20 protein-coding genes are annotated in these 22,205 nt (G+C 45.2%); 17 read left to right on the top strand and 3 right to left on the bottom strand.

Annotation, left to right across the window (positions count from 1 at the left end; genetic code table 11):
* Positions 1 to 111 precede the first annotated feature (111 nt).
* Complete coding sequence (locus K5Q73_RS09445; protein WP_220760264.1) at positions 112 to 510, bottom strand: MerR family DNA-binding transcriptional regulator; 399 nt, start codon at positions 508 to 510, stop codon at positions 112 to 114.
* Between the two features lie 370 nt (positions 511 to 880).
* Here K5Q73_RS09445 and K5Q73_RS09440 point away from each other — a divergent pair, with 370 nt between their 5' ends.
* Both K5Q73_RS09440 and gndA read left to right on the top strand, forming a co-directional pair.
* The gene (locus tag K5Q73_RS09440; RefSeq protein WP_220760266.1) at positions 881 to 2,785 is read left to right on the top strand and encodes a propionyl-CoA synthetase; all 1,905 of its coding nucleotides are present in this window, start codon (positions 881 to 883) and stop codon (positions 2,783 to 2,785) included.
* Positions 2,786 to 3,203: 418 nt separating this feature from the next.
* Entirely contained in the window at positions 3,204 to 4,739 is a 1,536-nt protein-coding gene (gndA, locus tag K5Q73_RS09435) for an NADP-dependent phosphogluconate dehydrogenase (RefSeq protein ID WP_220760268.1), read from the top strand.
* A 77-nt stretch (positions 4,740 to 4,816) separates the two neighbouring features.
* Here gndA and K5Q73_RS09430 read toward each other — a convergent pair whose 3' ends face one another.
* On the bottom strand, positions 4,817 to 5,701 hold the full coding sequence (locus tag K5Q73_RS09430; RefSeq protein ID WP_220760270.1) for a 1,4-dihydroxy-2-naphthoate polyprenyltransferase: 885 nt from the start codon (positions 5,699 to 5,701) through the stop codon (positions 4,817 to 4,819).
* 342 nt (positions 5,702 to 6,043) lie between these two features.
* Between K5Q73_RS09430 and K5Q73_RS09425 the strand changes: the two genes are divergently transcribed.
* The 6 genes from K5Q73_RS09425 to ompW all read left to right on the top strand — a co-directional run bounded on the left by K5Q73_RS09425 (position 6,044) and on the right by ompW (position 11,205).
* Positions 6,044 to 6,979 (top strand): SDR family NAD(P)-dependent oxidoreductase, encoded by a 936-nt coding sequence (locus K5Q73_RS09425; RefSeq protein ID WP_220760272.1) that lies wholly within the window; start codon positions 6,044 to 6,046, stop codon positions 6,977 to 6,979.
* 66 nt (positions 6,980 to 7,045) lie between these two features.
* Positions 7,046 to 7,912, top strand: coding sequence for an acyl-CoA thioesterase II (gene tesB / locus K5Q73_RS09420; RefSeq protein ID WP_220760274.1), 867 nt, complete (start codon positions 7,046 to 7,048; stop codon positions 7,910 to 7,912).
* 40 nt (positions 7,913 to 7,952) lie between these two features.
* The gene (locus K5Q73_RS09415) at positions 7,953 to 8,351 is read left to right on the top strand and encodes a YbaY family lipoprotein (protein ID WP_220760276.1); all 399 of its coding nucleotides are present in this window, start codon (positions 7,953 to 7,955) and stop codon (positions 8,349 to 8,351) included.
* 119 nt (positions 8,352 to 8,470) lie between these two features.
* Positions 8,471 to 9,106, top strand: coding sequence for a nucleotidyltransferase family protein (locus K5Q73_RS09410; protein WP_220760278.1), 636 nt, complete (start codon positions 8,471 to 8,473; stop codon positions 9,104 to 9,106).
* A 134-nt stretch (positions 9,107 to 9,240) separates the two neighbouring features.
* Positions 9,241 to 9,963 (top strand): hypothetical protein, encoded by a 723-nt coding sequence (locus K5Q73_RS09405; RefSeq protein ID WP_220760280.1) that lies wholly within the window; start codon positions 9,241 to 9,243, stop codon positions 9,961 to 9,963.
* Between the two features lie 594 nt (positions 9,964 to 10,557).
* Positions 10,558 to 11,205: an outer membrane protein OmpW gene (ompW, locus tag K5Q73_RS09400; protein WP_220760282.1), complete on the top strand. Its 648-nt coding sequence runs from the start codon at positions 10,558 to 10,560 to the stop codon at positions 11,203 to 11,205.
* 74 nt (positions 11,206 to 11,279) lie between these two features.
* On the opposite strand, the gene K5Q73_RS09395 is transcribed toward ompW, so the two are convergent.
* Positions 11,280 to 12,053, bottom strand: coding sequence for an SDR family oxidoreductase (locus tag K5Q73_RS09395; RefSeq protein ID WP_220760284.1), 774 nt, complete (start codon positions 12,051 to 12,053; stop codon positions 11,280 to 11,282).
* Between the two features lie 241 nt (positions 12,054 to 12,294).
* Here K5Q73_RS09395 and K5Q73_RS09390 point away from each other — a divergent pair, with 241 nt between their 5' ends.
* The 9 genes from K5Q73_RS09390 to K5Q73_RS09350 all read left to right on the top strand — a co-directional run bounded on the left by K5Q73_RS09390 (position 12,295) and on the right by K5Q73_RS09350 (position 22,191).
* Positions 12,295 to 12,696, top strand: a complete 402-nt coding sequence (locus tag K5Q73_RS09390; RefSeq protein WP_220760286.1) for a YbaY family lipoprotein — start codon at positions 12,295 to 12,297, stop codon at positions 12,694 to 12,696.
* A 77-nt stretch (positions 12,697 to 12,773) separates the two neighbouring features.
* The gene (metA, locus tag K5Q73_RS09385) at positions 12,774 to 13,718 is read left to right on the top strand and encodes a homoserine O-succinyltransferase (RefSeq protein ID WP_220760288.1); all 945 of its coding nucleotides are present in this window, start codon (positions 12,774 to 12,776) and stop codon (positions 13,716 to 13,718) included.
* A gap of 400 nt (positions 13,719 to 14,118) precedes the next feature.
* Positions 14,119 to 15,309 carry an acetyl-CoA C-acyltransferase gene (locus K5Q73_RS09380; protein ID WP_220760290.1) on the top strand — a complete coding sequence of 397 codons (1,191 nt, stop codon included), beginning with the start codon at positions 14,119 to 14,121 and terminating at the stop codon, positions 15,307 to 15,309.
* Between the two features lie 156 nt (positions 15,310 to 15,465).
* Complete coding sequence (locus tag K5Q73_RS09375) at positions 15,466 to 16,965, top strand: CoA-acylating methylmalonate-semialdehyde dehydrogenase (protein WP_220760292.1); 1,500 nt, start codon at positions 15,466 to 15,468, stop codon at positions 16,963 to 16,965.
* 258 nt (positions 16,966 to 17,223) lie between these two features.
* The gene (locus K5Q73_RS09370) at positions 17,224 to 18,381 is read left to right on the top strand and encodes an acyl-CoA dehydrogenase family protein (RefSeq protein ID WP_220760294.1); all 1,158 of its coding nucleotides are present in this window, start codon (positions 17,224 to 17,226) and stop codon (positions 18,379 to 18,381) included.
* A 50-nt stretch (positions 18,382 to 18,431) separates the two neighbouring features.
* A complete protein-coding gene (locus tag K5Q73_RS09365) occupies positions 18,432 to 19,223 on the top strand; it encodes an enoyl-CoA hydratase (protein WP_220760296.1) in 792 nt (263 codons plus the stop codon).
* A complete protein-coding gene (locus K5Q73_RS09360; protein ID WP_220760298.1) occupies positions 19,223 to 20,389 on the top strand; it encodes an enoyl-CoA hydratase/isomerase family protein in 1,167 nt (388 codons plus the stop codon). Before K5Q73_RS09365 ends, K5Q73_RS09360 begins: the two co-directional genes overlap by 1 nt.
* Positions 20,390 to 20,509: 120 nt before the next feature.
* Positions 20,510 to 21,421, top strand: coding sequence for a 3-hydroxyisobutyrate dehydrogenase (gene mmsB, locus K5Q73_RS09355; RefSeq protein ID WP_220760300.1), 912 nt, complete (start codon positions 20,510 to 20,512; stop codon positions 21,419 to 21,421).
* An 11-nt stretch (positions 21,422 to 21,432) separates the two neighbouring features.
* Positions 21,433 to 22,191: an SDR family oxidoreductase gene (locus K5Q73_RS09350; protein ID WP_220760302.1), complete on the top strand. Its 759-nt coding sequence runs from the start codon at positions 21,433 to 21,435 to the stop codon at positions 22,189 to 22,191.
* Positions 22,192 to 22,205: the final 14 nt, after the last annotated feature.

The raw sequence follows: 22,205 nt of genomic DNA, 5'->3' as shown, positions 1-22,205 counted from the left end.
GTGTCTGGTTTTAAGCTCACTGATCTTTGCCGTGATACTTGCTAAATCCATCTTATTTATTAGATGGTTAAATTATGCTTTATATAATGACTTGATATTAGCGCTTGCCCTTTATTGAGCATTGTTGGCTAATGCATCGCGGCATTGTTGCTCGGCAGAATTGAGCTCCATTAACACCACTTTGATATCGTCCATTTGCTGCTGCAATGAGACTTTCTTTTCTTCTACTAGCTCAAGCATGGTGTGTAGTTGGCTACTGCTATTCTTATCTGCATCGTAAAGTTCGAATAAACGTCTGGTTTCTGCCAATGAAAAACCTAAACGCTTACCCCGTAAAATAAGCTTGAGTCTTACCCTATCTTTAAGGTTGTAGATCCGTGTCTGACCACGGCGTTTAGGCTTTAATAGGCCCTGATCTTCATAGAAACGAATACTACGGGTAGTGATATCAAACTCTTTAGATAGTTCACTAATTGAGTATGTCGTTTGTGAGAGTTGATTCTCTACCATCAAAAAACACCATATTTGTTTACATTAATTGCACGATATATGAAGTTTACGTAAAGGTAAAGTTTGCCTCGAGTGATGAAAGTGATTTTCATGTCAATTGCACTTGCCACAAAGCTTGAGAACATATGAATAATCACACTGCCGAATGACGGGGTGAGGTTAGTTTGTAGTTTTAAAACAAATAGTTAGTATGTGGTTTGCAATGTAAGACTGAATGCGGATATGGCTTGTTACTACCTATTCTAAGGTCTAATGGGGATTTTTTGAACGCAGGAGCATAATGCGCTTAAGCATAAATGAACATAAATTGCTCGCTATCTATTGCGGTAGAGCCTTATTTAGCTGAGTGTTAGCAAGTGGAGTCAGCATTGTGATAGATAAAAATAAGCAGCTACATGCCAAATCCATCTCCGTACCAGAATCATTCTGGGCTGAGGCAGCAAGCAAGGTTGATTGGTTTTCATCATGGGATAAAGTCTTAGATAAAAGCGAGGCGCCTTTTTATCATTGGTTTAAAGGTGGCAAGATGAATACCTGCTACAACGCCGTCGACAGACATGTAGAAGCTGGGCGAGGCGAGCAAATAGCCTTGCAGTATGTTAGCCCGGTTACCGACTGTGAATATGGGATCTCTTATCGAGAACTGCAGGCGCAGGTGAGTCGACTCGCGGGTTATATGGACTCCATCGGCGTTAAGAAAGGCGACAGAGTGGTGATCTATATGCCCATGGTGCCAGAAACAGCTTTCGCCATGCTAGCCTGTGCCCGTATTGGCGCGATTCACTCTGTGGTATTTGGTGGCTTTGCTGCAAATGAACTGGCAACCCGTATTAATGATGCTAAACCTAAGCTTATACTGTCGGCTTCCTGCGGCATTGAGCCTTCAGGTGTAATCGCCTATAAGCCTCTGCTGGATGCCGCGCTAGCTCAAGCTTCCCATCAAGTCGATTCTTGCCTGATATTAAATAGAAGTCAGCTAGAGGCCACGCTTTTACCTGAGCGAGATCAAGACTGGCAAAGCGCCGTTGCTATTGCGCCTGATATCGATTGCCAGCCTCTTGATGCAAACGACCCACTGTATATTCTGTATACCTCAGGCACTACGGGTCAGCCTAAAGGTGTAGTGCGCGATAATGGCGGCCATGCAGTGGCACTTGCTTGGTCGATGAAGCATATTTATGACATCGACTGCGGCGATACGTTTTGGGCTGCATCGGATGTGGGCTGGGTTGTCGGTCATTCCTATATTGTTTATGGGCCGTTATTAGTCGGCGCGACCAGCATTATGTATGAAGGCAAACCTATTGGTACGCCTGATCCTGGGGCATTTTGGCGAACGATTGCTCAGTATAAGGTGAAGAGCTTCTTTACCGCACCAACGGCTATTCGCGCGATTAAGCGAGATGATCCTTATGGCGACTTTCTTAAGGATGTCGATTTAAGTTGCTTAAAGACGGTGTTTCTCGCCGGTGAGCGCTGCGATCCCGATACCTTGCATTGGACAGAAGATAGATTAAGAAAACCTGTGATTGACCACTGGTGGCAGACTGAAACTGGTTGGCCAGTAGCGGCTAACTTGATGGGCTATGCACCAGTCAAGGTCAAGGCGGGTTCGCCTGCATTAGCGGTGCCCGGTTATCAAATTGATGTTGTCGATGTAATGGGCGATGAAGTTAGCGCTAATGAATCAGGCAATGTGGTGATTAAATTGCCATTACCACCCGGTACACTGACCACGCTCTGGCAAAACGAGCAGCGCTATCAAGATAGCTATCTGTCAATGTATCCGGGTTACTATTTAACTGGCGATGCGGGTTATAAAGATGAAGATGGCTATCTGTATATTATGAGCCGAATCGATGACATCATTAATGTGGCCGGTCACAGATTATCTACCGGGCGTTTTGAAGAGGTGCTCTGCCAGCATGAAGCTGTTGCTGAGGCCGCAGTCATTGGCGTAAAAGATGTACTAAAGGGCCAAGTACCGTTAGGGCTGGTGGTATTGAAGAAAGGAGTTACGCTGGATGAGGATGAACTTAACCGACAACTAAGGAGTTTAGTGCGTCAAGAGATAGGTCCGGTAGCTTCATTTAGGTTAGTGAGCGCGGTGCAAAAGTTGCCTAAGACTCGCAGTGGTAAGATTTTACGCGGCACCATGCGTAATATTGCCGATAACCAAAACTACAAGGTACCAGCAACTATCGAAGATCCCGCCACATTAGATATTGTGCGTAACACCTTAACCCGCATGGGTTATGCTGATGCCCATGTTTAAGCAAAGACGGTGCTAGGAAGAGCAGGTTTTAGCTCCAGCAGGTTCTAGGTCCTAGGGAAGGCTGAGAGGGTACAAGCTGAGCAAGAAGCGGCGAACGGCCTGCGGCCTAGTGAACGTGACAGCGTTACTACAGAACGCTGCGTATTGATGGGTTAGTCTTAACCTGTAAAAGTAAACAAGAAAGCTGAAACTTAGGTTTCAGCTTTCTTGTTTTTGAACTAAATTTATTGTTCATAATTAATGCCTATTATTAATACTTAATTGTTAACTCATTTTGCTTTGTCTGGTAATTAAGTTACCAAAGTCTGTATAATCGCTAACAAAATTAAACCCATCATCTCATTAAGTGAATATCTTTATTGTTGCTTTTACAAAATAATAGATGGGTAACTCTCTGTGACCTACGGAACTAATCTACATGAATAACCAAAATCAGCTTTATGATATCGGTGTAATTGGCTTAGGTGTAATGGGCAAGAACCTTGCGCTTAATATAGCCGATAACCAGTATAAAGTGGCTGCGTTCGATCTTGATGAACATAAAGTGCAAGACACTGTGCAGCAAGAAGAACGTGAGCGTAAACAATACCTAAAGCAGATAACAGAACCGCGGATCTTAGGCTGTAACAATCTTTCTGAAATGTTATCTAAATTAGAAAAGCCACGAGTACTGTTGCTGTCTGTTCCTGCTGGGGCGCCTGTCGATGGTGTCTGTAAGTCTCTGATAGAAGCGGGTATTGAAAGCGATGATATCGTTATTGATACAGGTAACAGTTTGTGGACTGACACCATTGAGCGTGAGCAGCGTTATAGCAAAGATTTTTCCTTCTTTAGCTGCGCGGTTTCAGGCGGTGAAGTTGGTGCGCGTTTTGGCCCGTCTTTAATGCCAAGTGGCAGCTTAATCGCTTGGAGTCGAATTGAGCCAATATGGCAAGCGATTGCCGCTAAAGTCGATGCTAAAACAGGCCTACCGATTGAACGTTTTGAGCCTGGCAACCCTGTGATTGATGGCGAGCCTTGCACCACTTATATCGGCCCTGCAGGTTCTGGTCATTATGTGAAGATGGTGCATAACGGCATTGAGTATGCCGATATGCAGCTTATTTGCGAAGCATATCAATTGTTGAGCCAAGGTTTAGGATTAAGCGCAGCTGAAGTGGGCGGCGTATTCGAGCGCTGGAATCAAGGTAGCTTAAATAGCTATTTGATGGAGATAAGTGCAGATGTACTCAAACAGGCCGATCCATTAACGGGCGCACCACTGGTTGAAATGATTCTAGATAAGGCCGGCCAAAAAGGTACAGGGTTGTGGACGGCAGTAAGCAGCCTGCAAATAGGTTGCCCAGCGCCGACAATCGCCGAGGCTGTATATGCTCGCGCCCTGAGTACTCAAAAAACTCAACGCCAGCAGCTAAGCCAGCAATTGTCGGGGCCAAGTAAATCGCTAGAGAATATCGATAAACACGCCTTTATCGACCAACTTGAAAATGCATTGTATTGTGCCAAAGTATCTTGTTATGCCCAAGGTTTTCAGCTAATGGCAATGCAAGCGAAAGAGCAGGGCTGGCAGTTAGATTTTGCTGAGATAGCTAAGATTTGGCGAGCAGGCTGTATAATTCGTGCCACATTCTTACAGTCGATTACTCAGGCTTATCAGCAAGATAGTAAGCTCGAAAACTTGTTGATGGCAGAAACCTTTTCTTCAGCTTTGTCGGCAAAGCAGCAAGCTTGGCGAGTGACAGTATCGAATGCGGTACTCAGTGGTATTCCGGCACCTTGTATCAGCTCAGCTCTGGCTTATTATGATGGTTATCGCTGCGAAACTTTGCCTGCGAGTTTACTTCAAGGACAGCGTGACTATTTTGGCGCTCACACTTTCGAGCGAACTGACAAGCCCGCTGGTGAAAAGTATCACTTAAATTGGAGCAGTGATCGTAGTCTTCATAAGATTTAATCGTTTATAGACAGGTTACTCGCATAAAAAAGCCTATCAGATGATAGGCTTTTTTGATTTTAGCTCTGTTCCATTGGCTAGCCAATGAAGATATCAAGCAGCAAACCGGCACTAAATAGTGCACTAAATATCATGGTCAGTTTTGCCGTACGTCCAAGTAAGGGATTAAGTGCAGCGCCTTTCACTTCATTAAAGTCACGGCTTAAGGTCCTTGCCATGATAAAGGCAAGCCCTGCCAATAGTACTGGCAGGCCTGGTAGTGCGCCCATAAAGAAGCCTGCGATAATGATAGCAAACGGCAAGAACACAAAGCTTTGGTAGAAAATACGAGATTGCTCAAGTCCCATACGAACCGCTAAGGTTTTTTTACCGGCTTTAATGTCGGTTTCCATATCGCGGGTGTTATTAACTAACATAATCGCCGCGTTTAAAAAGCCGATAGCGCTACCAAGTAACCAAGCGCTAGTTGTCGTTTCACCGGCTTGTAAAAAGTAACTGCCGACTACTGCCACAAGGCCAAAAAACACAAATGCTGCGACTTCACCTAAGCCATGGGAAGCTAACGGGTAAGGACCACCGCTATAACCTAAGGCGCCAAGAACGGCCGCTGCCGCTAAGAAGGCAATCGGTAAGCCACCATGGTAGATAAGAAAAGAACCAACGAGCAATGCTAATACCAGGCACAAGATCATCGCATTACGCACGGCTGTTGGAGTCAGCATGCCGCTCTGGGTCACGCGAACAGGCCCTAAGCGCTCTGCAGTATCAACACCGCTCTTAAAGTCGAAATAGTCATTGGCTAAGTTAACTGCAATTTGCAGTAGCAGGGCGCAAAGCATTGAGGTGACAGCAATGAATAAGCTGAATTGCTCAAGTTGCAGTGCGAGCATGTTACCAACCAGCAGTGGTCCAATCGCCGCAGGCAAAGTGCGAGGGCGGATGGCAAGTATCCAAGGATTCATGGTTTATATTTACTTACAGAGGTTTACATCAAAGCAGGATGACATAAAGATTAAAATTAATTGGCGCAAGCATAGCAAATTTAACAACTTCTAAAAAGTGGATTTTATAACTGCAAAAGTGGTCGGCTTAACACTTTGCTGAGCATTATCATTTTTCGGATTGATTCATTGCATATTTTTGAACTAGCGCACACCTGTTAGGCAGGGGTGTATGCAATATTACATCTTTAAAGTGAGCATTAAGAATGTGCGCTGTCATTCTCGCTTGAGATATAGGTGGCAGCTGTCATTGTTGCCAACGACTACATTTGTAATTAGCAGATTTGCTTAGGGGTCGAAGCTATGCGTTTTGAGGGACAGGTCGCAATAGTTACAGGAGCTGCATCGGGATTAGGAAGAGCCTATGCGATTGCCTTAGCTGAGCGAGGAGCAAGAGTCGTTTTAGTGGATAACGAAACGACTCAAACAAAGGATGTTGCCCCAAGTACAAGGTTAAACTTAGAGTTTCATTCAGGTTTGAAATCCTGTGGAAAGGCGATAACCGATCTCGGTGGAGAATTTAAGTCTTTTGCTGTGGATGTCACTAACTCTGCTGACATCAATACGATGCTCGATGATGTGCTGCAGTGCTGGGGCCGAGTTGATATATTAATTAATAATGCAGGCATTCATAACCCCTGTGCATTCGAGCAGATGAGTGCATCGAACTGGAAGCATCAGTTAGACGTCGATCTTAATGGCACCTTCTATATGACCCAGGCCGTCTGGCCTTTGATGAAGCGCCAAGGCTATGGCCGAGTAGTAATGAGTAGCGCGAGCTCTGTCTATGGCGACATGTATGAAACCAGTTTTAGCGCCAGTAAGATGGCAGTGATGGGACTGGTTAACAGCCTACACCTTGAAGGGGCCGAACACGGTATTAAGGTCAATAGCATCATTCCACATGCCGTAACGTCGATGACGGCATCGCATTTAGCGTCTACGGTGAAACCACTCTTTTCAAAAACAACCGTTACCGCAACCATGTTGTACCTTTGTAGCTCCAAAAGCCCTTCTGGGGAGCATCTACTCGCCGCTGCTGGTGGAATAAGTCACGCTGCTTTAGTTGAGTTTGCGCCTGGAAGGTTTAATGCTGAGGACTGTACACCTGAGATCATAACCGAACGCTGGCATGAGCTCTATCATGCAAAACCCGTTACCATACATCGAAGTGGCGAGGCTCAGGTACTTGCTTGGGCAAAGGCATCGGCCAATCAGCGACACATAGATATAGAGTAAAACTGGCGAGCTTAGGGGATCTTGAGTTAAGCTTACGCCCATAATTAGCTGATTTTTTGGGTTGTAATGAGCCAAGTACTAGATGATCTTTTAGCGTTACTTTCTTTAGAACAGATCGAAGAGGGACTGTTTCGTGGCCAGAGCCAGGACCTTGGTTTTGGGCATGTGTTTGGTGGTCAAGTGATGGGGCAAGCCCTAAGCGCAGCGAAGCGTACAGTGAGTTCTGATCGCAAGGTTCACTCTTTACACTCCTATTTTTTACGTGCGGGTGATGAAAAGCTGCCAATCGTTTATGATGTTGAAATCATGCGCGATGGCGGCAGTTTTAGCGCGCGAAGAGTTAAAGCCATCCAGAAAGGCCGGCCTATATTTTATATGACCTGCTCTTTTCAAACCGCGGAAGCAGGTTATGAACATCAAGCGATAATGCCTGATGTGCAAGGGCCTGAAGGACTGCTTAACCAACAAGAGTTAGCGATGACACTGAGAGACAAGGTGCCGTCGAAAGTACTTGAGAAGTTTATGGCTGATACGCCGATTGAGATGCGTTTAGTCAACCCAAGTGATCCTATCGCACCTAAAGCCAGCGAGCCTATTCGTCATGTGTGGATCCGCGCCAATGGCAAGTTACCTGATAATTTTTGTGTGCATGATTACTTGCTCGCCTACGCATCAGACTTTAACTTTTTGGTGACGGCTGCACAGCCACATGGAGTGTCATTTTTGACTCCTGGAATGCGAATGGCTACGATCGATCACGCGATGTGGTTCCACCGTCCGTTCGACTTCAGTCAGTGGCTTTTGTATAGCATCGACAGCCCTAATGCTAGCGGTGGCAGAGGCTTTGTAAGAGGCCAGTTCTTTAATCAACAAGGTGAGTTGGTGGCGTCTGCAACCCAGGAAGGCCTCATCCGTATGACAAAGCAGTCATAGCAGCGACTAAAGTTTATATTTGATATTCAGGATTAGAATCATGATCTCATTAATGAAGAAAAGCATCGTACTCTTATGTGCCTTGGTATTGACGGCGTGTGTGACCGTCAAAGAAGAACCGCCAGTGATTGTTAATGGTGCCGCGGGTTACTTAGAAAAGTTACCTCTTCCTCAAGGTAGTGCCATAACGATTGCGATTATTGATCTCGATACGCCGGGCGTGATTGTGGCGCAGAAGAACTTTAATATTGTTAGAGCGCCAGTGCCATTTAAGTTTCTGCTCCCCGCAGATAGCATAGATAACAGTATCAATTACGGGGTGGTGGCGATGATCCAATATCAAGGGCGAGTAATATTTCAGACCTACGATCGCTTCCCTGTGATCAACAATAATAAATACACCACAGAGGTATTGATGAAGGCTGTAGCAGCCCCTTAAATCATCATTATCGTAAAAGGAGCTTAAGCTCCTTTTTTATTGCCTGAATTAAGTCGGCTTTTGGAACCAATCCAGTTAGAAGCTAAGCCTGCTGGAAAATTCATTTTGCTAGGAAAAGCATGAATCAAAAAAATGATGGCGACTTAATCGCAGAGCTTGGCTTTGAAACTCAAATAAAGCAGTGGTTACTCGAAGATGATTATCGACTCAATGCATTGCGTATCGCTGAGCAACTTAAGCTTGATGATTGGATGTTAGCGGCAGGTTTTATCAGAAACTTAGTGTGGGACAAACTGCATAATATCCAGACAGAACTTAACGATATCGATTTTATTTATTTTGATCCCAATGATATATCCGCTGATAGAGATGCCCAAATTGAAGCCGAGCTAAATCGAATTGCACCTATGTATCCATGGTCTGTTAAGAATCAAGCGAGAATGCATCTGCGTAATCAGCATCATCAATATGCATCTAGCTTAGATGCCATGAGTTATTGGCCGGAAAAGCAAACCGCTATAGGAGTGAGCAGTCAGCTCACCGCTAGTTCAATATTAACGTCTTCATCAACATTTGAATTATCTGCTTCATCACAACCTGTTGAATTGACCCTGCACAGTCCGTTTGATTTAGCTTGCCTATTCGATTTGTCATTGCAACATAATCCCAAAGTTAAACGAAGGGTATTTAAGCTGAGACTGAGGCAAAAGGCGTGGTTGCAAACCTACCCTAAGCTGCGAGATAATGGTCGGTGATGAACTTATGAGCAAGAATCACTAATACATTAGTATTGATTACGCAAACGATGCCCCATTCCTATTGAGGCTGTTTGTATCGCTTGCCATGGGGACTTCTCAATTTGTTCTTGCTGTAAATGGTGGTTTAATCGATGGATCCATATCTTGATGCGATAAAAGAAATTAAAGAGTTGGCGACCGCAGAGGAGATCCATCGGGTTGATGATGTATCTATATATCTGGAGCGGTTTACCGAGCTTGATTTGATCGCCACCGGGATCTACGCCGAAGTATATGAAATGCCTGGAGAGCCAGACAAAGTCGTTAAGCTGTGCAACAGCAAAATTGATGGCTACTACCTATTTGCACGCTGGTGCATGCGCCCTGAAAATCAAGATAACCCCCATGTTCCAACCATTCATAGAGAGGACACTGTTGAGCTCTGTAGCGGACGAATTGTGCGCTTTTATGTGATGGAGCGACTTGAAGATATAAGCGATGACGGCACAGAACCAACCCGTCCTAGCCATTTTCATGATTATGATTTTGGTAAGTTGTGGGGAACGTTACGCACTATGACCTTGCCATTTGCCGATCCAAAAAAGCCTTTTAACGACCAAGTACAAACAGCCGATGAGTTTGTCGAACAAATTCAGGAGCCAAGAAGCCATTTTTATATGAGCTCGGATGAGCGCAAGCCAGTAGTGATAGACGATCAGATTATTGATGATCATGAAGAACTACTAAAAACGCTATTTGATGTGCTCAGCTTTGTAGATGACCACGGTGTGATGGACTTGCATGGTGGAAACTATATGCTCCGAGGCGACACGATTGTTATTACCGATCCCATCTCCCACAAATACTCAAATTGATGCGCAACTGAAACGTGCGATATGAGAGTAAGTTGAACTACATACTGTGCACAGTAGAACATTTTGATTTTAAAAGTACGCGCTTAAAGCTGTAGTAAAAGGGGTTGAAGACATCAGCTTTTTACTGTTTACAGCACCGCCAGTGAACATCTACCGACCATTTATACGTCTTCACCCACTTCAGTTTCACATTTCCCAGTTACTCCTTCGGGTGGATTTCAAAGCACTGCATGCTGCACCTGAAACTCTCGATATAGAATAACTATTAGCTTCAAGTTCCCAGCTTGCCTTCAGCGCTTTGAATTCCCACTGAATAAACAGACTCTTAATGCAATTGGTATCAGTCAATTATGCAATTTGATCTCTGGATCATTTAGTGAACAATATGTGCGCTCATCACTAAATTCAAAGGTGCGACTTCAATATATGTTTGGTTAGTGTGATCTTGATCATTTTTGAGGTATGTCGAAGTGGGTATTCGGCAGCGACTTTGATTTAGATCAAAAGTTGCTCAATGTTGATCTGGCAGGATGCACACAAATGTAAGGAAATTGATAATAAAGACAGCGCTATATGTTGTATTAATGGAGTAGTATGATGAATAAAAAAATCGTTTCTAGTTTGATAGCCACCGCCCTACTAACCACAGGTTTTACCTCTTCTGCATTAGCTCACCAAGCTGGCGATATCATCGTCCGTGCCGGTGTTGCAGTAGTTGCCCCGAATGAGTCTAGCCAAGATGTTTTAGGCTTAGGTGAGTTTAGTGTTGGCGATAATACTCAGCTAGGTTTGAACTTCGGTTACATGTTGACTGACAACATAGGTATCGAGTTGTTAGCCGCTACTCCATTTAGCCACGATGTATCTTTAGACGGTGTTGGTAAGATTGCAGAAACTAAGCATTTACCACCAACGTTAGTCGCTCAGTATTACTTTGGTGATGCAAACTCTAAGTTACGCCCATATATTGGTGCTGGTGTTAACTTCACCAACTTCTTTGACAATGAATTTACCAATGATTTAGGTGGTGCATTAACCGATTTAAGTATGTCAAATTCATGGGGCTTAGCGGCTCAGGTAGGCCTTGATTATCAAATCAATGACAGCTGGTTAGTGAATGCGTCAGTTTGGTATGCGCAGATCAGTACTGATGTGAAGTTTAACTACTTAGGTGATGCCCAGAAAGTTGAAACAGACATCGACCCTTGGGTTTACATGATCAGTGTTGGTTATACTTTCTAAAGCATTTTAGGCAAGTCTTACCCATTAAAAAGGAGCCAATTGGCTCCTTTATGTTTCATACACAATAGCAGTCGTTATTTCGATTCTTTCTTCGCAGCGCGTTCAGCTTTTTTCTGCGCTTTGGTTTTCCAATGGCGAGTATTATAGACAAACTCAGGTAAGCCTTTGGTTAACCAGGCAACTAGGCGCCAGCGTTTAGTTACATATGCTTTACGCTTACCGCTCTTCATCGCCTTGATGATTTGGTTTGCAACAACAGGCAATGGCGATAGCCAAAGACGGTTTTGCTGCATAGCGGCCTTATCTAACATACCTAATTGAATATCGGTAATAGTGATAGGCAGCTTTAAGCGCTGGGCGTGCATGCTTAAGCCTTCGAAATAATTTTGCGCATAAGCTTTAGAGGCGTGATAAGCCACACTTGGACCGCCTCTTAGTCCCGCAATCGAGTTAATTGCAGCTAATTGGCCATAGCCTTGGTCGCGAAATAGTCTAAATGCTGTATTGCAAATGGCAGAGAAGCCTTGCACATTAACAGTAATGATATCTTGCTCAGGTTGCCAAGGCAGTTCTGGATCATAATGGGTGAGACCAGTATTGACCAAAATCAGATGAGCGCCACCAAGAGATTGCCAAACGGCATTCATGGTACTAATAATGGCATCGGGCTCGTCGATTTGCAGCGGAAATACCTGCGCCTTAGTGGGCAAGGATTGGCTAAACTCGATAAGAGACTGTGGATCTTGTGCTAATAGGGCCAGTTCAACGCCTTCATCTGCAAGTTGTTTTGCAATTTCACGGCTAAGTAATGAGCTAGCGCCCACAATTATTGCAGTTGCTTGTGTCATATGGGTATTCGACTTCGAATAGGTAACCTATCATAGAAAGATAAGTGTATTAGAACAAGATTAATTGTCTGTTGCTGTGATACGGATAGTGAGAATGTGTTCTCTTGTTTGAGCGGCTAGATAGAGCAGTAAATCAGATTTGAATCTATAAGCTTACTTAGCTGAAAAATTAACTGATATAAAATTCAAGTTCGGACATATAGACTTCCAGAAGTCTTAATGTATTATTAGGAGCATAAATATGAAACAGTGGTTTAAACCTTTATTACCTCTAGCGGTAGCAGCAAGTATGTTGACGGGTTGTGCAACATCTAATGCTGTGGTGGAGATCCATGGTGAGGTTTGGTACAAGGAGCGTATGGCGTTGCCTGAAGATGCGGTAATTACCGTGCAGGTTCAGGACGTGTCTTTAATGGATGCCCCTGCCGAGGTGATAGCTGAGTTTGAGCGCAATGACGTTAGTACCCCTGTACCATTTCAGTTTTTAATTAATAGAGATCAATTTGAAGATGGTCACACCTATAATGTAGGTGCGCGTATCACATTGAATGATAAGTTGATGTTTATTAATACCCAGGCTTACCGAATCGATCTGGATTCAAGTGAGCCAATGTCAGTATTAGTACAGAAGGTGGCACGCTAAATAGACTTGCATTGAGTTAGTTTAGCCGGCGCGTCTCTTTCTGATTGGTTACTTAAATTAGAAAAAAGAGGCGCGCTATGCCGGTTAAAATCCCCGATGATCTGCCCGCGGCAGAGATTTTGGAGTCAGAGAATATCTTCGTTATGTCTGAGACTCGGGCTGCAAATCAAGATATTCGTCCAATGAAGGTATTAATTCTTAATTTAATGCCGAATAAGATTGAAACCGAAACCCAGCTGCTGCGCCTTTTAGGTAATACGCCATTACAGGTCGATGTTGATTTATTGCGTATTCACGACAAAGAATCTAAGCATGTCTCTATCGACCATATGAACAATTTCTATCGTGATTTTGAGCAAGTTCGGCAGAAAAATTACGATGGTTTGATTATCACTGGCGCACCTCTTGGCCAAGTCGAGTTCGACGATGTGTCTTATTGGGATCATATTCGCGAGATTATAGACTGGTCACAACAGCATGTTACTTCGGTGCTTTTCTTGTGTTGGGCTGCCCACGCAGCTTTGTTCCATCTTTATGGTTTAAATCGCAAGTTACTTTCAAATAAGCGTTCAGGCGTATTTAATCATAAACGTACCACAGAACATTACCCCTTGCTGCGTGGATTTGATGATGAGTTTTTTGCACCACATTCACGTTTTGCCGAAATGGATGTAGAACTGTTACGAGCTCACCCTGATCTTCAAGTGCTTACTGAATCAGACACTGCTGGTGCCTACATGGTGCTAAGTAAAAGTAACCGTAATTTGTTTGTGATGGGTCATCCTGAATATCAAAAGTCGACGCTAAAAGATGAGTACTTGCGAGATCTAGACCAAGGGCTTAATCCGGATATTCCGCAAAATTACTTTACCGATAACGATCCGGAAAAATCACCAATTGCGCGTTGGCACAGTCATGGCAGTTTATTAGTGAGTAATTGGCTCAATTATTATGTTTACCAGTTAACGCCATATAATCTTGATGACATGAGCGGCATAACGCCGTGGGAGTCGAAGGACTAGCAGGCCTTAATTTAGTTTAATAAGCCGATAGTGCAATAGCATATCGGCTTTTTAGTTTCAGTCACTTTTGTTATTTCTTTCATTTTCAACGGTAATATTCAAGCTGTAGCTATTAGCTTTATTTACTGCTGTAGCGATAGCTGCCCGCTTATCCCATAACGCTCATCCTTGTGTAAATTCTATGTGACAACTCCGCCTCATACTTTGGTAGATATTTGACCAATGAGCGCTTGCTTTACGTTCGCGTAAACGTCAGAGTGGTAAATATTGAGCAAGATCACATTTATATTAGCTAGAGAATAACCTCAGAACAGCTTACAACCAAAGCCCCGAACTCTACGGGACATAAGGCTTTAAAGCAGTTTAAATAAAGGTTAACTAGCGTATTAGCGGAGTCATTATGAGTTCAGTTCAGTTAGATCAAGATATTGTTATTGTTGCAGCAAAGCGCACACCTATGGGCGGTTTCCAAGGTGGGCTATCAAGTGTTGCATCACCGAAACTTGCCGCGACAGCAATTAAAGGCTTGATGCAGCAAAGTGGTCTAGCCGGTGAGCAGGTCGATGAAGTATTGATGGGCTGCGTGCTCCCTGCAGGTCTTGGTCAAGCGCCAGCACGTCAAGCGACATTAGGTGCAGAGCTACCTCTATCTGTTGGCGCCACCACAGTTAACAAGGTCTGTGGTTCAGGCATGAAAACCGTCATGTTAGCCCATGACTTGATTAAAGCGGGTAGCGCAAACGTTGTTGTTGCTGGTGGTATGGAAAGCATGAGCCAAGCACCGTATTTACTCGATAAAGCGCGTGGCGGCATGCGTATGGGTCACGGTAAAGTGCTCGATCATATGTTCCTCGACGGCCTTGAAGATGCTTACACTGGCGGCGCAATGGGTACATTTGCGCAAAATACCGCCGATGACTTTAACCTCACTCGCGAGCAGATGGATAACTTTGCATTAAGCTCATTAGAAAAAGCCAATAACGCCATTAATAGCGGCGCATTTAGCGATGAAATCACGTCCGTCACAGTGGCTAATCGTCGTGGTGACGTTGTGGTTGATACCGACGAGCAGCCAGGTAATGCTCGCCCCGATAAAATCCCAACACTGCGCCCTGCATTCGCTAAAGACGGCACAATTACAGCAGCCAATTCAAGCTCAATTTCAGATGGCGCAGCCGCATTAATGCTAATGACTCGTGGTCAGGCTAACGATTTAGGTATTGAAGTACTAGCAACCATTAAAGGTCACACCACACACGCGCAAGAGCCATCAATGTTTACCACAGCACCAGTCGGTGCCATGAACAAACTTCTCGATAAAGTGAGCTGGACTAAAGAAGATGTGGATCTATATGAGATCAACGAAGCTTTTGCCATGGTGACAATGCTCGCGATTTCAGAGCTTGGACTCGACGCCAATAAGGTCAATGTTAACGGCGGCGCTTGTGCCTTAGGTCATCCAATTGGCTGCTCGGGCGCGCGTTTATTAGTGACGCTAATTTACGCCCTGAAAGCACGTGGGCTTAAGCGCGGCGTGGCATCACTGTGTATTGGTGGCGGCGAAGCAACAGCAATGGCGATTGAGGTTTAAATAGCGCTAAAGCGAGCGTTAGTAAGACCTCAATCAACACAATCAACAAGACCGGACCCGTATAGAGCCAAGGCAAGTATAGCCACATAATAATAGGCCAAGCGGGTTCATCATTTTGCAAACGTCAGCAATGACATTGCCAAAGTAGGAAGCGATATGACAACTCAAGTAAAGCATTACATCAACGGTGAATGGGTATTAGGCCAAGGCGAAAAGCAAATAGCCGTGACCAACCCAGCGAATAACGAAACCATTGCCGTTGTTAATGCAGCGAACGATGCTGAAGTACTCAGTGCCATCGCCAGTGCTAAAACGGCGTTTCAAAGCTGGAAAGAAGTACCCGTTTCAGAGCGTGCGCGTGTCATGCTTAAGTATCAGCACCTGTTAAAAGAGCATCACGACGAGATAGCCACCATTCTTGCCCAAGAAACGGGTAAAACATTTGATGATGCAAAAGGTGATGTTTGGCGCGGTATTGAGGTTGCTGAACACGCATGTAATATCGCTTCTATGATGATGGGTGAAACCGTTGAAAACGTAGCGCGCTCAATCGACACCTACAGCTATACCCAACCACTTGGCGTATGTGCTGGTATCACGCCATTTAACTTCCCTGCGATGATCCCACTGTGGATGTTCCCTTTGGCGATTGCTTGCGGTAACACATTCGTTCTTAAGCCATCAGAGCAAGATCCAATGACGCCACAGCGCCTAATTGAACTTTTTGAACAAGCGGGCGCGCCAAAAGGCGTGGTGCAGTTGGTTCATGGTGATAAAACCGCAGTGGATATTTTACTGACCCATCCAGATATTAAAGCCATCTCATTTGTCGGTTCGGTTAATGTTGGCCAATACATCTACAAGACCGGCACCGATAACTTAAAACGTGTGCAAGCTTTTGCAGGCGCTAAAAACCACTGCGTGATCATTCCTGATGCGAACAAGCAGCAAGTAATAAATAACTTGGTTGGCGCATCGGTAGGCGCGGCGGGTCAGCGCTGTATGGCATTGTCTGTTGCGGTATTTGTTGGCGCGGCTAAAGAGTGGATCCCAGAGCTTAAAGAAGCAATTGCCAATGTTAAGCCAGGCCTCTGGGACGATAAAGACGCCGCTTATGGCCCGGTGATTAGCCCTGCCGCTAAACAGCGAGTTGTTAGCTTGATTGCGAAAGGCATTGAAGAAGGCGCTGATTGCTTACTCGATGGCACTGATTTTACCGTTGCTGGTTATGAGTCAGGCAACTGGGTTGGCCCAACCATGTTCGACAAAGTCACAACGGATATGAGTATTTATAAGGAAGAAATTTTTGGTCCTGTGCTTTGTTGCATGAATGCTGAAACCTTAGAAGAGGCGATTGCGATTGTAAACGACAGCCCATACGGCAACGGTACCTCGATCTTTACTGCTAGTGGCGCGGCAGCGCGTAAATACCAGCATGAGATTGAAGTGGGCCAAGTGGGCATTAATGTGCCAATTCCTGTGCCATTACCTTTCTTCTCGTTTACCGGTTGGAAAGGCAGTTTCTATGGCGATCAGCATGCTTACGGTAAGCAAGCTGTGCGATTCTATACCGAAACCAAAACTATTACCGCACGCTGGTTCGAGTCTGATATCGCGGTAGCATCGGCACCAAATATGACGATTGAGCTTAAGTAATACTGTCTACAGCCGTCCATTAGCGATGGCAAATTTATTTGGGGCTGAAGCTGATTTTCGTTTTAGCCTTAAATGAAATAACGCTAACTAGAGTATTAGCTAATAGAACAGAACAAGCGACATCGACTAAACCAATAATAACGAATAGAGGTCTGCAACGTAAGCCACTCGCAAGAGCAGCCGTTAGCAAAGACCCAAAGCCTGAATCACCGACGGGTGAATTTAATAGGCAATTGACAGTACAACAGGAGCACTCAGATGGATTTTAACCTCAATGAAGACCAACGCCAGTTTGCCGATCTCGCGCAGCAATTTGCAAGAGAGGAGCTTGCTCCCTTCGCTGCTAAGTGGGATGAAGAACACCACTTCCCTAAAGATGTGATTCAAAAAGCCGGTGAGCTTGGTTTTTGCTCTTTGTATTCACCAGAATCTGAGGGCGGTATGGGACTGTCACGTTTAGATTCGTCGATTATTTTTGAGCAGCTATCAATGGGCTGCACAGCAACTACAGCAATGCTAACCATTCATAATATGGCAACGTGGATGGTCACCAGTTTTGGCTCTGAATCACTGCGCCAGGAGTGGTCTGAATCACTCACCACAGGTGAAAAACTGGCATCTTATTGCTTAACTGAGCCGGGTGCAGGTAGCGACGCAGCATCACTGCAAACTAAAGCGGTGCGCGAAGGTGACGAGTATGTGATCTCAGGCTCTAAAGTGTTTATATCAGGCGCAGGTGCGACCGAGTTATTAGTGGTTATGTGCCGTACTGGTGAAGCGGGCCCTAAAGGCATATCGGCGATTGTAGTTCCTGCTGATGCCGAAGGCGTTATCTACGGTAAAGCGGAAGATAAGATGGGCTGGAATGCTCAGCCTACGCGTCAAATCACCTTCGAAAATGTACGTGTTCCTGCAGCTTATCTATTAGGTGAAGAAGGTCAGGGCTTTACGTTTGCCATGAAGGGGCTAGATGGCGGCCGCATCAATATCGCCACATGTTCAATCGGTACCGCGCAAGCGGCGCTTGAACGTGCGACTCAATATATGAATGAGCGCGAACAATTTGGCAAGCCTTTAGCTGCCTTTCAGGCGCTGCAGTTTAAGCTTGCTGATATGGCAACTGAACTTGTTGCTGCACGCCAACTAGTGCGTCTGGCAGCCTTTAAGCTAGATGAACAAGATCCTGAAGCTACCGCTTATTGCGCCATGGCGAAGCGTTTTGCTACCGATATCGGTTTTCAGGTGTGTGACGCCGCGCTGCAAATTCATGGTGGCTATGGCTACATTCGAGAGTACCCGCTAGAGCGTCATTTACGCGATGTGCGAGTACACCAAATTTTAGAAGGAACCAACGAAATCATGCGATTGATTATCTCTCGCCGCTTATTGGACGACAACGCTGGCGCGATTTTATAGAGCTATTGGTATCCGATTCAATTGATTTCAGTTTAGTAAAAGGAGTTTTCATGACGTTAGCAACAGACAACAGCCTATTGAAAGAACAAATTGTTGGCCACACCGCAGTGATCAGCATGAACAATCCGCCAGCCAATACCTGGACGGCCGACAGCTTACAAGAGCTAAAACATAAAGTATTAGCACTGAATGAAAATAAAGATGTTTACGCTTTGGTGATCACCGGCGAGGGCGATAAGTTCTTCTCTGCTGGCGCGGATCTCAAACTCTTTGCCGATGGCGATAAGCAAAATGCAGCCGATATGGCGCGTTATTTTGGTGAAGCCTTTGAAGCATTAAGTGCCTTTCGCGGCGTGTCGATTGCCGCAATCAATGGTTACGCCATGGGCGGCGGTCTCGAAGTAGCACTTGCGTGTGATTTACGCATTTGCGAGGAGCAGGCGCAGCTAGCATTGCCTGAAGCCACTGTGGGCTTGCTGCCTTGTGCTGGCGGCACGCAAAACTTAACTGCGTTGGTGGGCGAGGGCTGGGCGAAACGTATGATTTTATGCGGCGAGCGCATCACCGCAGAAAAAGCTGAGAAGATAGGCCTAGTTGAAGAAGTTGTTGTAAAAGGCAATGCCTTTAATACTGCAATGGCATTGGCCGAAAAAGTAGCAAATCAAAGCCCAAGCAGCATTAAAGCTTGTAAAACATTAGTGCAGGCTGGTCGCACCATGCCAAGAGCCGATGCGTTGCCATTAGAGCGCCAATTGTTTGTTGAGCTGTTTGATACAGAAGATCAAGCCGAAGGGGTTAATGCCTTTTTGAACAAACGCAAAGCGAATTGGAAGAACGGCTAATGAGTGAGCTAAATATGCAAACAAGCAGTGAACAAGTGTTGTTTAGCACGTTAACCACAGATTCAGGGATGCAAGTTGGCGTCGCGACACTGAATATTGAAAAAGCCCTTAATGCTCTAAACCTTAATATGGTGCAGGCATTAACTGAGCAGTTAACTGTTTGGCAAAGTGATAGCAATATTGCCGCTATTATACTCGATGGCGCAGGTGAAAAAGCCTTTTGTGCCGGTGGTGATGTACGCGCGATTTATCAGGCATCAATTACAACGCCGGGTGAGATCACCGAAGCTGCGACCGAGTTTTTTAAGCAAGAGTACCAGTTAGATTATTTACTACATACCTTCGGTAAACCCGTTATGGTCTGGGGCGATGGCATTGTTATGGGCGGCGGTTTAGGCCTAATGATTGGTGCCAGCCACCGGATAGTCACTGAGCGCTCGCGTATCGCCATGCCTGAAGTGACTATCGGTTTATATCCTGATGTGGGCGGCAGTTATTTCTTAAATCGTATGCCGGGTAAAAGCGGGCTATTTTTAGGTATGACTGCCTATAACATGAATGGCAGCGATGCCTTATATGTGGGAATTGGCAATCACTACTTAAATAGTGATGACAAGGCGGCGCTGCTGGATAAGTTGGCGACATTGTCATGGGGTGATAACGCAGCTTTCAATCATCAGTTGTTGGATGATGCGCTAAGCGCTATGAGCGCGGCATATAAAGCGCCAATCGCTAACAGTGTACTTAAGCAAAACCAGTTATTGATCGATGAGCTGATGGCAGGCTCAATCGATGAAATCTTAACTAAGGTGAGTCAAATTGATGTGAGCACGTTAGAGGGCAACCCTTGGTTATCGAGAGCGGTTAAGAGCATGCTCGCGGGCAGCCCAATTAGCTTGAACTTGGTACATTTACAATCACGATTAAGTGAAGTGCTGAGCCGCGATCTGAGCTTAGCTGAGTGCTTTAAGTTAGAGCTGGGGCTAAGCGTTAACTGCTGCGCTAAAGCGGACTTTAGCGAGGGCGTGCGAGCCTTACTTATCGACAAAGACCGCAACCCTCAGTGGCAATTTGGCGATGTCGCGTCCATTCCTGAAGGCTTTGCGCAATCGCTAATGCAATCGCCTTGGGCTGATGATGTACATCCACTTAAGGATTTGCATTAAATGATTATCTGGTGAGCTTTTAAGCTCACCACCAAAGTAAAAGCTGCGGTGAGTGGTATTGGCCGCGATTATAGAACTGAATAGGGTTCAAACACTCACCAACGAGAACCGGAGTGAAGCATGAGTACAGTTGCATTTATTGGTTTAGGAAACATGGGCGGACCGATGGCGGTCAACCTGATTAAAGCGGGTTTTACCGTAAAAGTATTTGATTTAGTGCCTGCGGCAATGCAGTCACTGGCCGAGCTAGGCGCGCTTACAGCAACAAGTGCTTGCGGCGCGGCGGCTGGGGCTGACATTGTGGTGACTATGTTGCCTGCCGGTAAGCATGTGCGCGACCTGTATGTCACTGATGAAACCAGCAAAGGCTTAATTGATGTGGTTGCACCGGGCACCTTGCTAATTGATTGCTCAACGATTGACGCCGACAGTGCGCGGTTTGTCGCAAAGCATGCAGCCGATAAAGGCTTAGAATTTATTGATGCGCCAGTATCGGGCGGCACTGCAGGAGCGGCAGCTGGTACATTAACCTTTATTTGTGGCGGCAGTGATAAGGCTTTTGAACAGGCACAAAGTGCACTTAATGCCATGGGGGCGAATATCTTCCATGCTGGTGGCCCAGGTGCTGGGCAAGTCGCTAAAATATGTAATAATATGCTGCTGTCGGTATTAATGGTTGCCACATCTGAGTCTCTGCAAATGGGGATAGATCATGGCCTAGATCCAAAAGTGCTTTCCAATATTATGAAAGTCAGTAGTGGTGGCAATTGGACATTAGATAAATATAATCCGTGTCCAGATGTGATGGAGTCAGTGCCGTCATCAAACGATTATCAAGGCGGCTTTATGGTTGACTTGATGGTGAAAGATTTAGGGCTTTCGCAAGAGGCGGCGCTGTTATCAAATTCAAGTACGCCCATGGGCGCATTAGCGCGTAGCCTGTATGTAAACCATGCTAAGCAAGGTAACGGTAAGCGCGATTTTTCGAGTATTTTTGAGCAGTTTGCTCATTCAAAACAGATAAAAAAATAAAAGGTGTTCCAATGGATTTAAAAGATAAGGTTGTTGTTATTACTGGTGGTGCAGGCGGACTAGGTTACGCGATGGCGGAGAATTTAGCGGCTGCAGGCGCTAAGTTAGCACTTATCGACGTTGACCAAGAGAAGTTGGAAAAAGCCTGTGCAAACATAGGGGCAACCACAGAAGTTCAAGGTTACGCCGTAGATATCACCGATGAGGAAGATGTGTTTGCCACGTTCCAATTTATTAAAGAAGACTTTGGTCAAGTAAATGTGTTGGTTAATAACGCCGGCATTTTACGCGATGGTTTACTGCTTAAAGCCAAAGAAGGCCAAGTATTTGAGCGTATGTCGTTTGACCAATTCCAGTCGGTGATTAACGTCAACCTAACTGGATCATTTCTATGTGGCCGTGAAGCAGCGGCAGCGATGATTGAGACTGGGCAAGAAGGCGTGATTATCAACATCTCTAGCCTTGCTAAGGCGGGTAACGTAGGTCAAACAAATTACGCAGCATCAAAAGCAGGCGTTGCGGCAATGAGCGTGGGTTGGGCTAAAGAGCTTGCTCGTTACAATATTCGTAGTGCTGCGGTAGCACCGGGTGTGATTGAAACTGAGATGACTGCAGCCATGAAGCCTGAAGCGTTAGAACGCTTAGAGAAAATGGTTCCAGTTGGACGTTTAGGTCAAGCTGAAGAGATTGCTTCTACAGTACGTTTCATTATTGAAAATGATTATGTAAACGGCCGTGTATTTGAAATTGACGGCGGTATTCGTCTGTAAATCTACAGCGAATG

This window comes from Shewanella sp. MBTL60-112-B2 (genome assembly GCF_019655055.1).
GTDB lineage: Bacteria > Pseudomonadota > Gammaproteobacteria > Enterobacterales > Shewanellaceae > Shewanella.
This window is presented reverse-complemented; position numbering and strand designations above follow the sequence as displayed.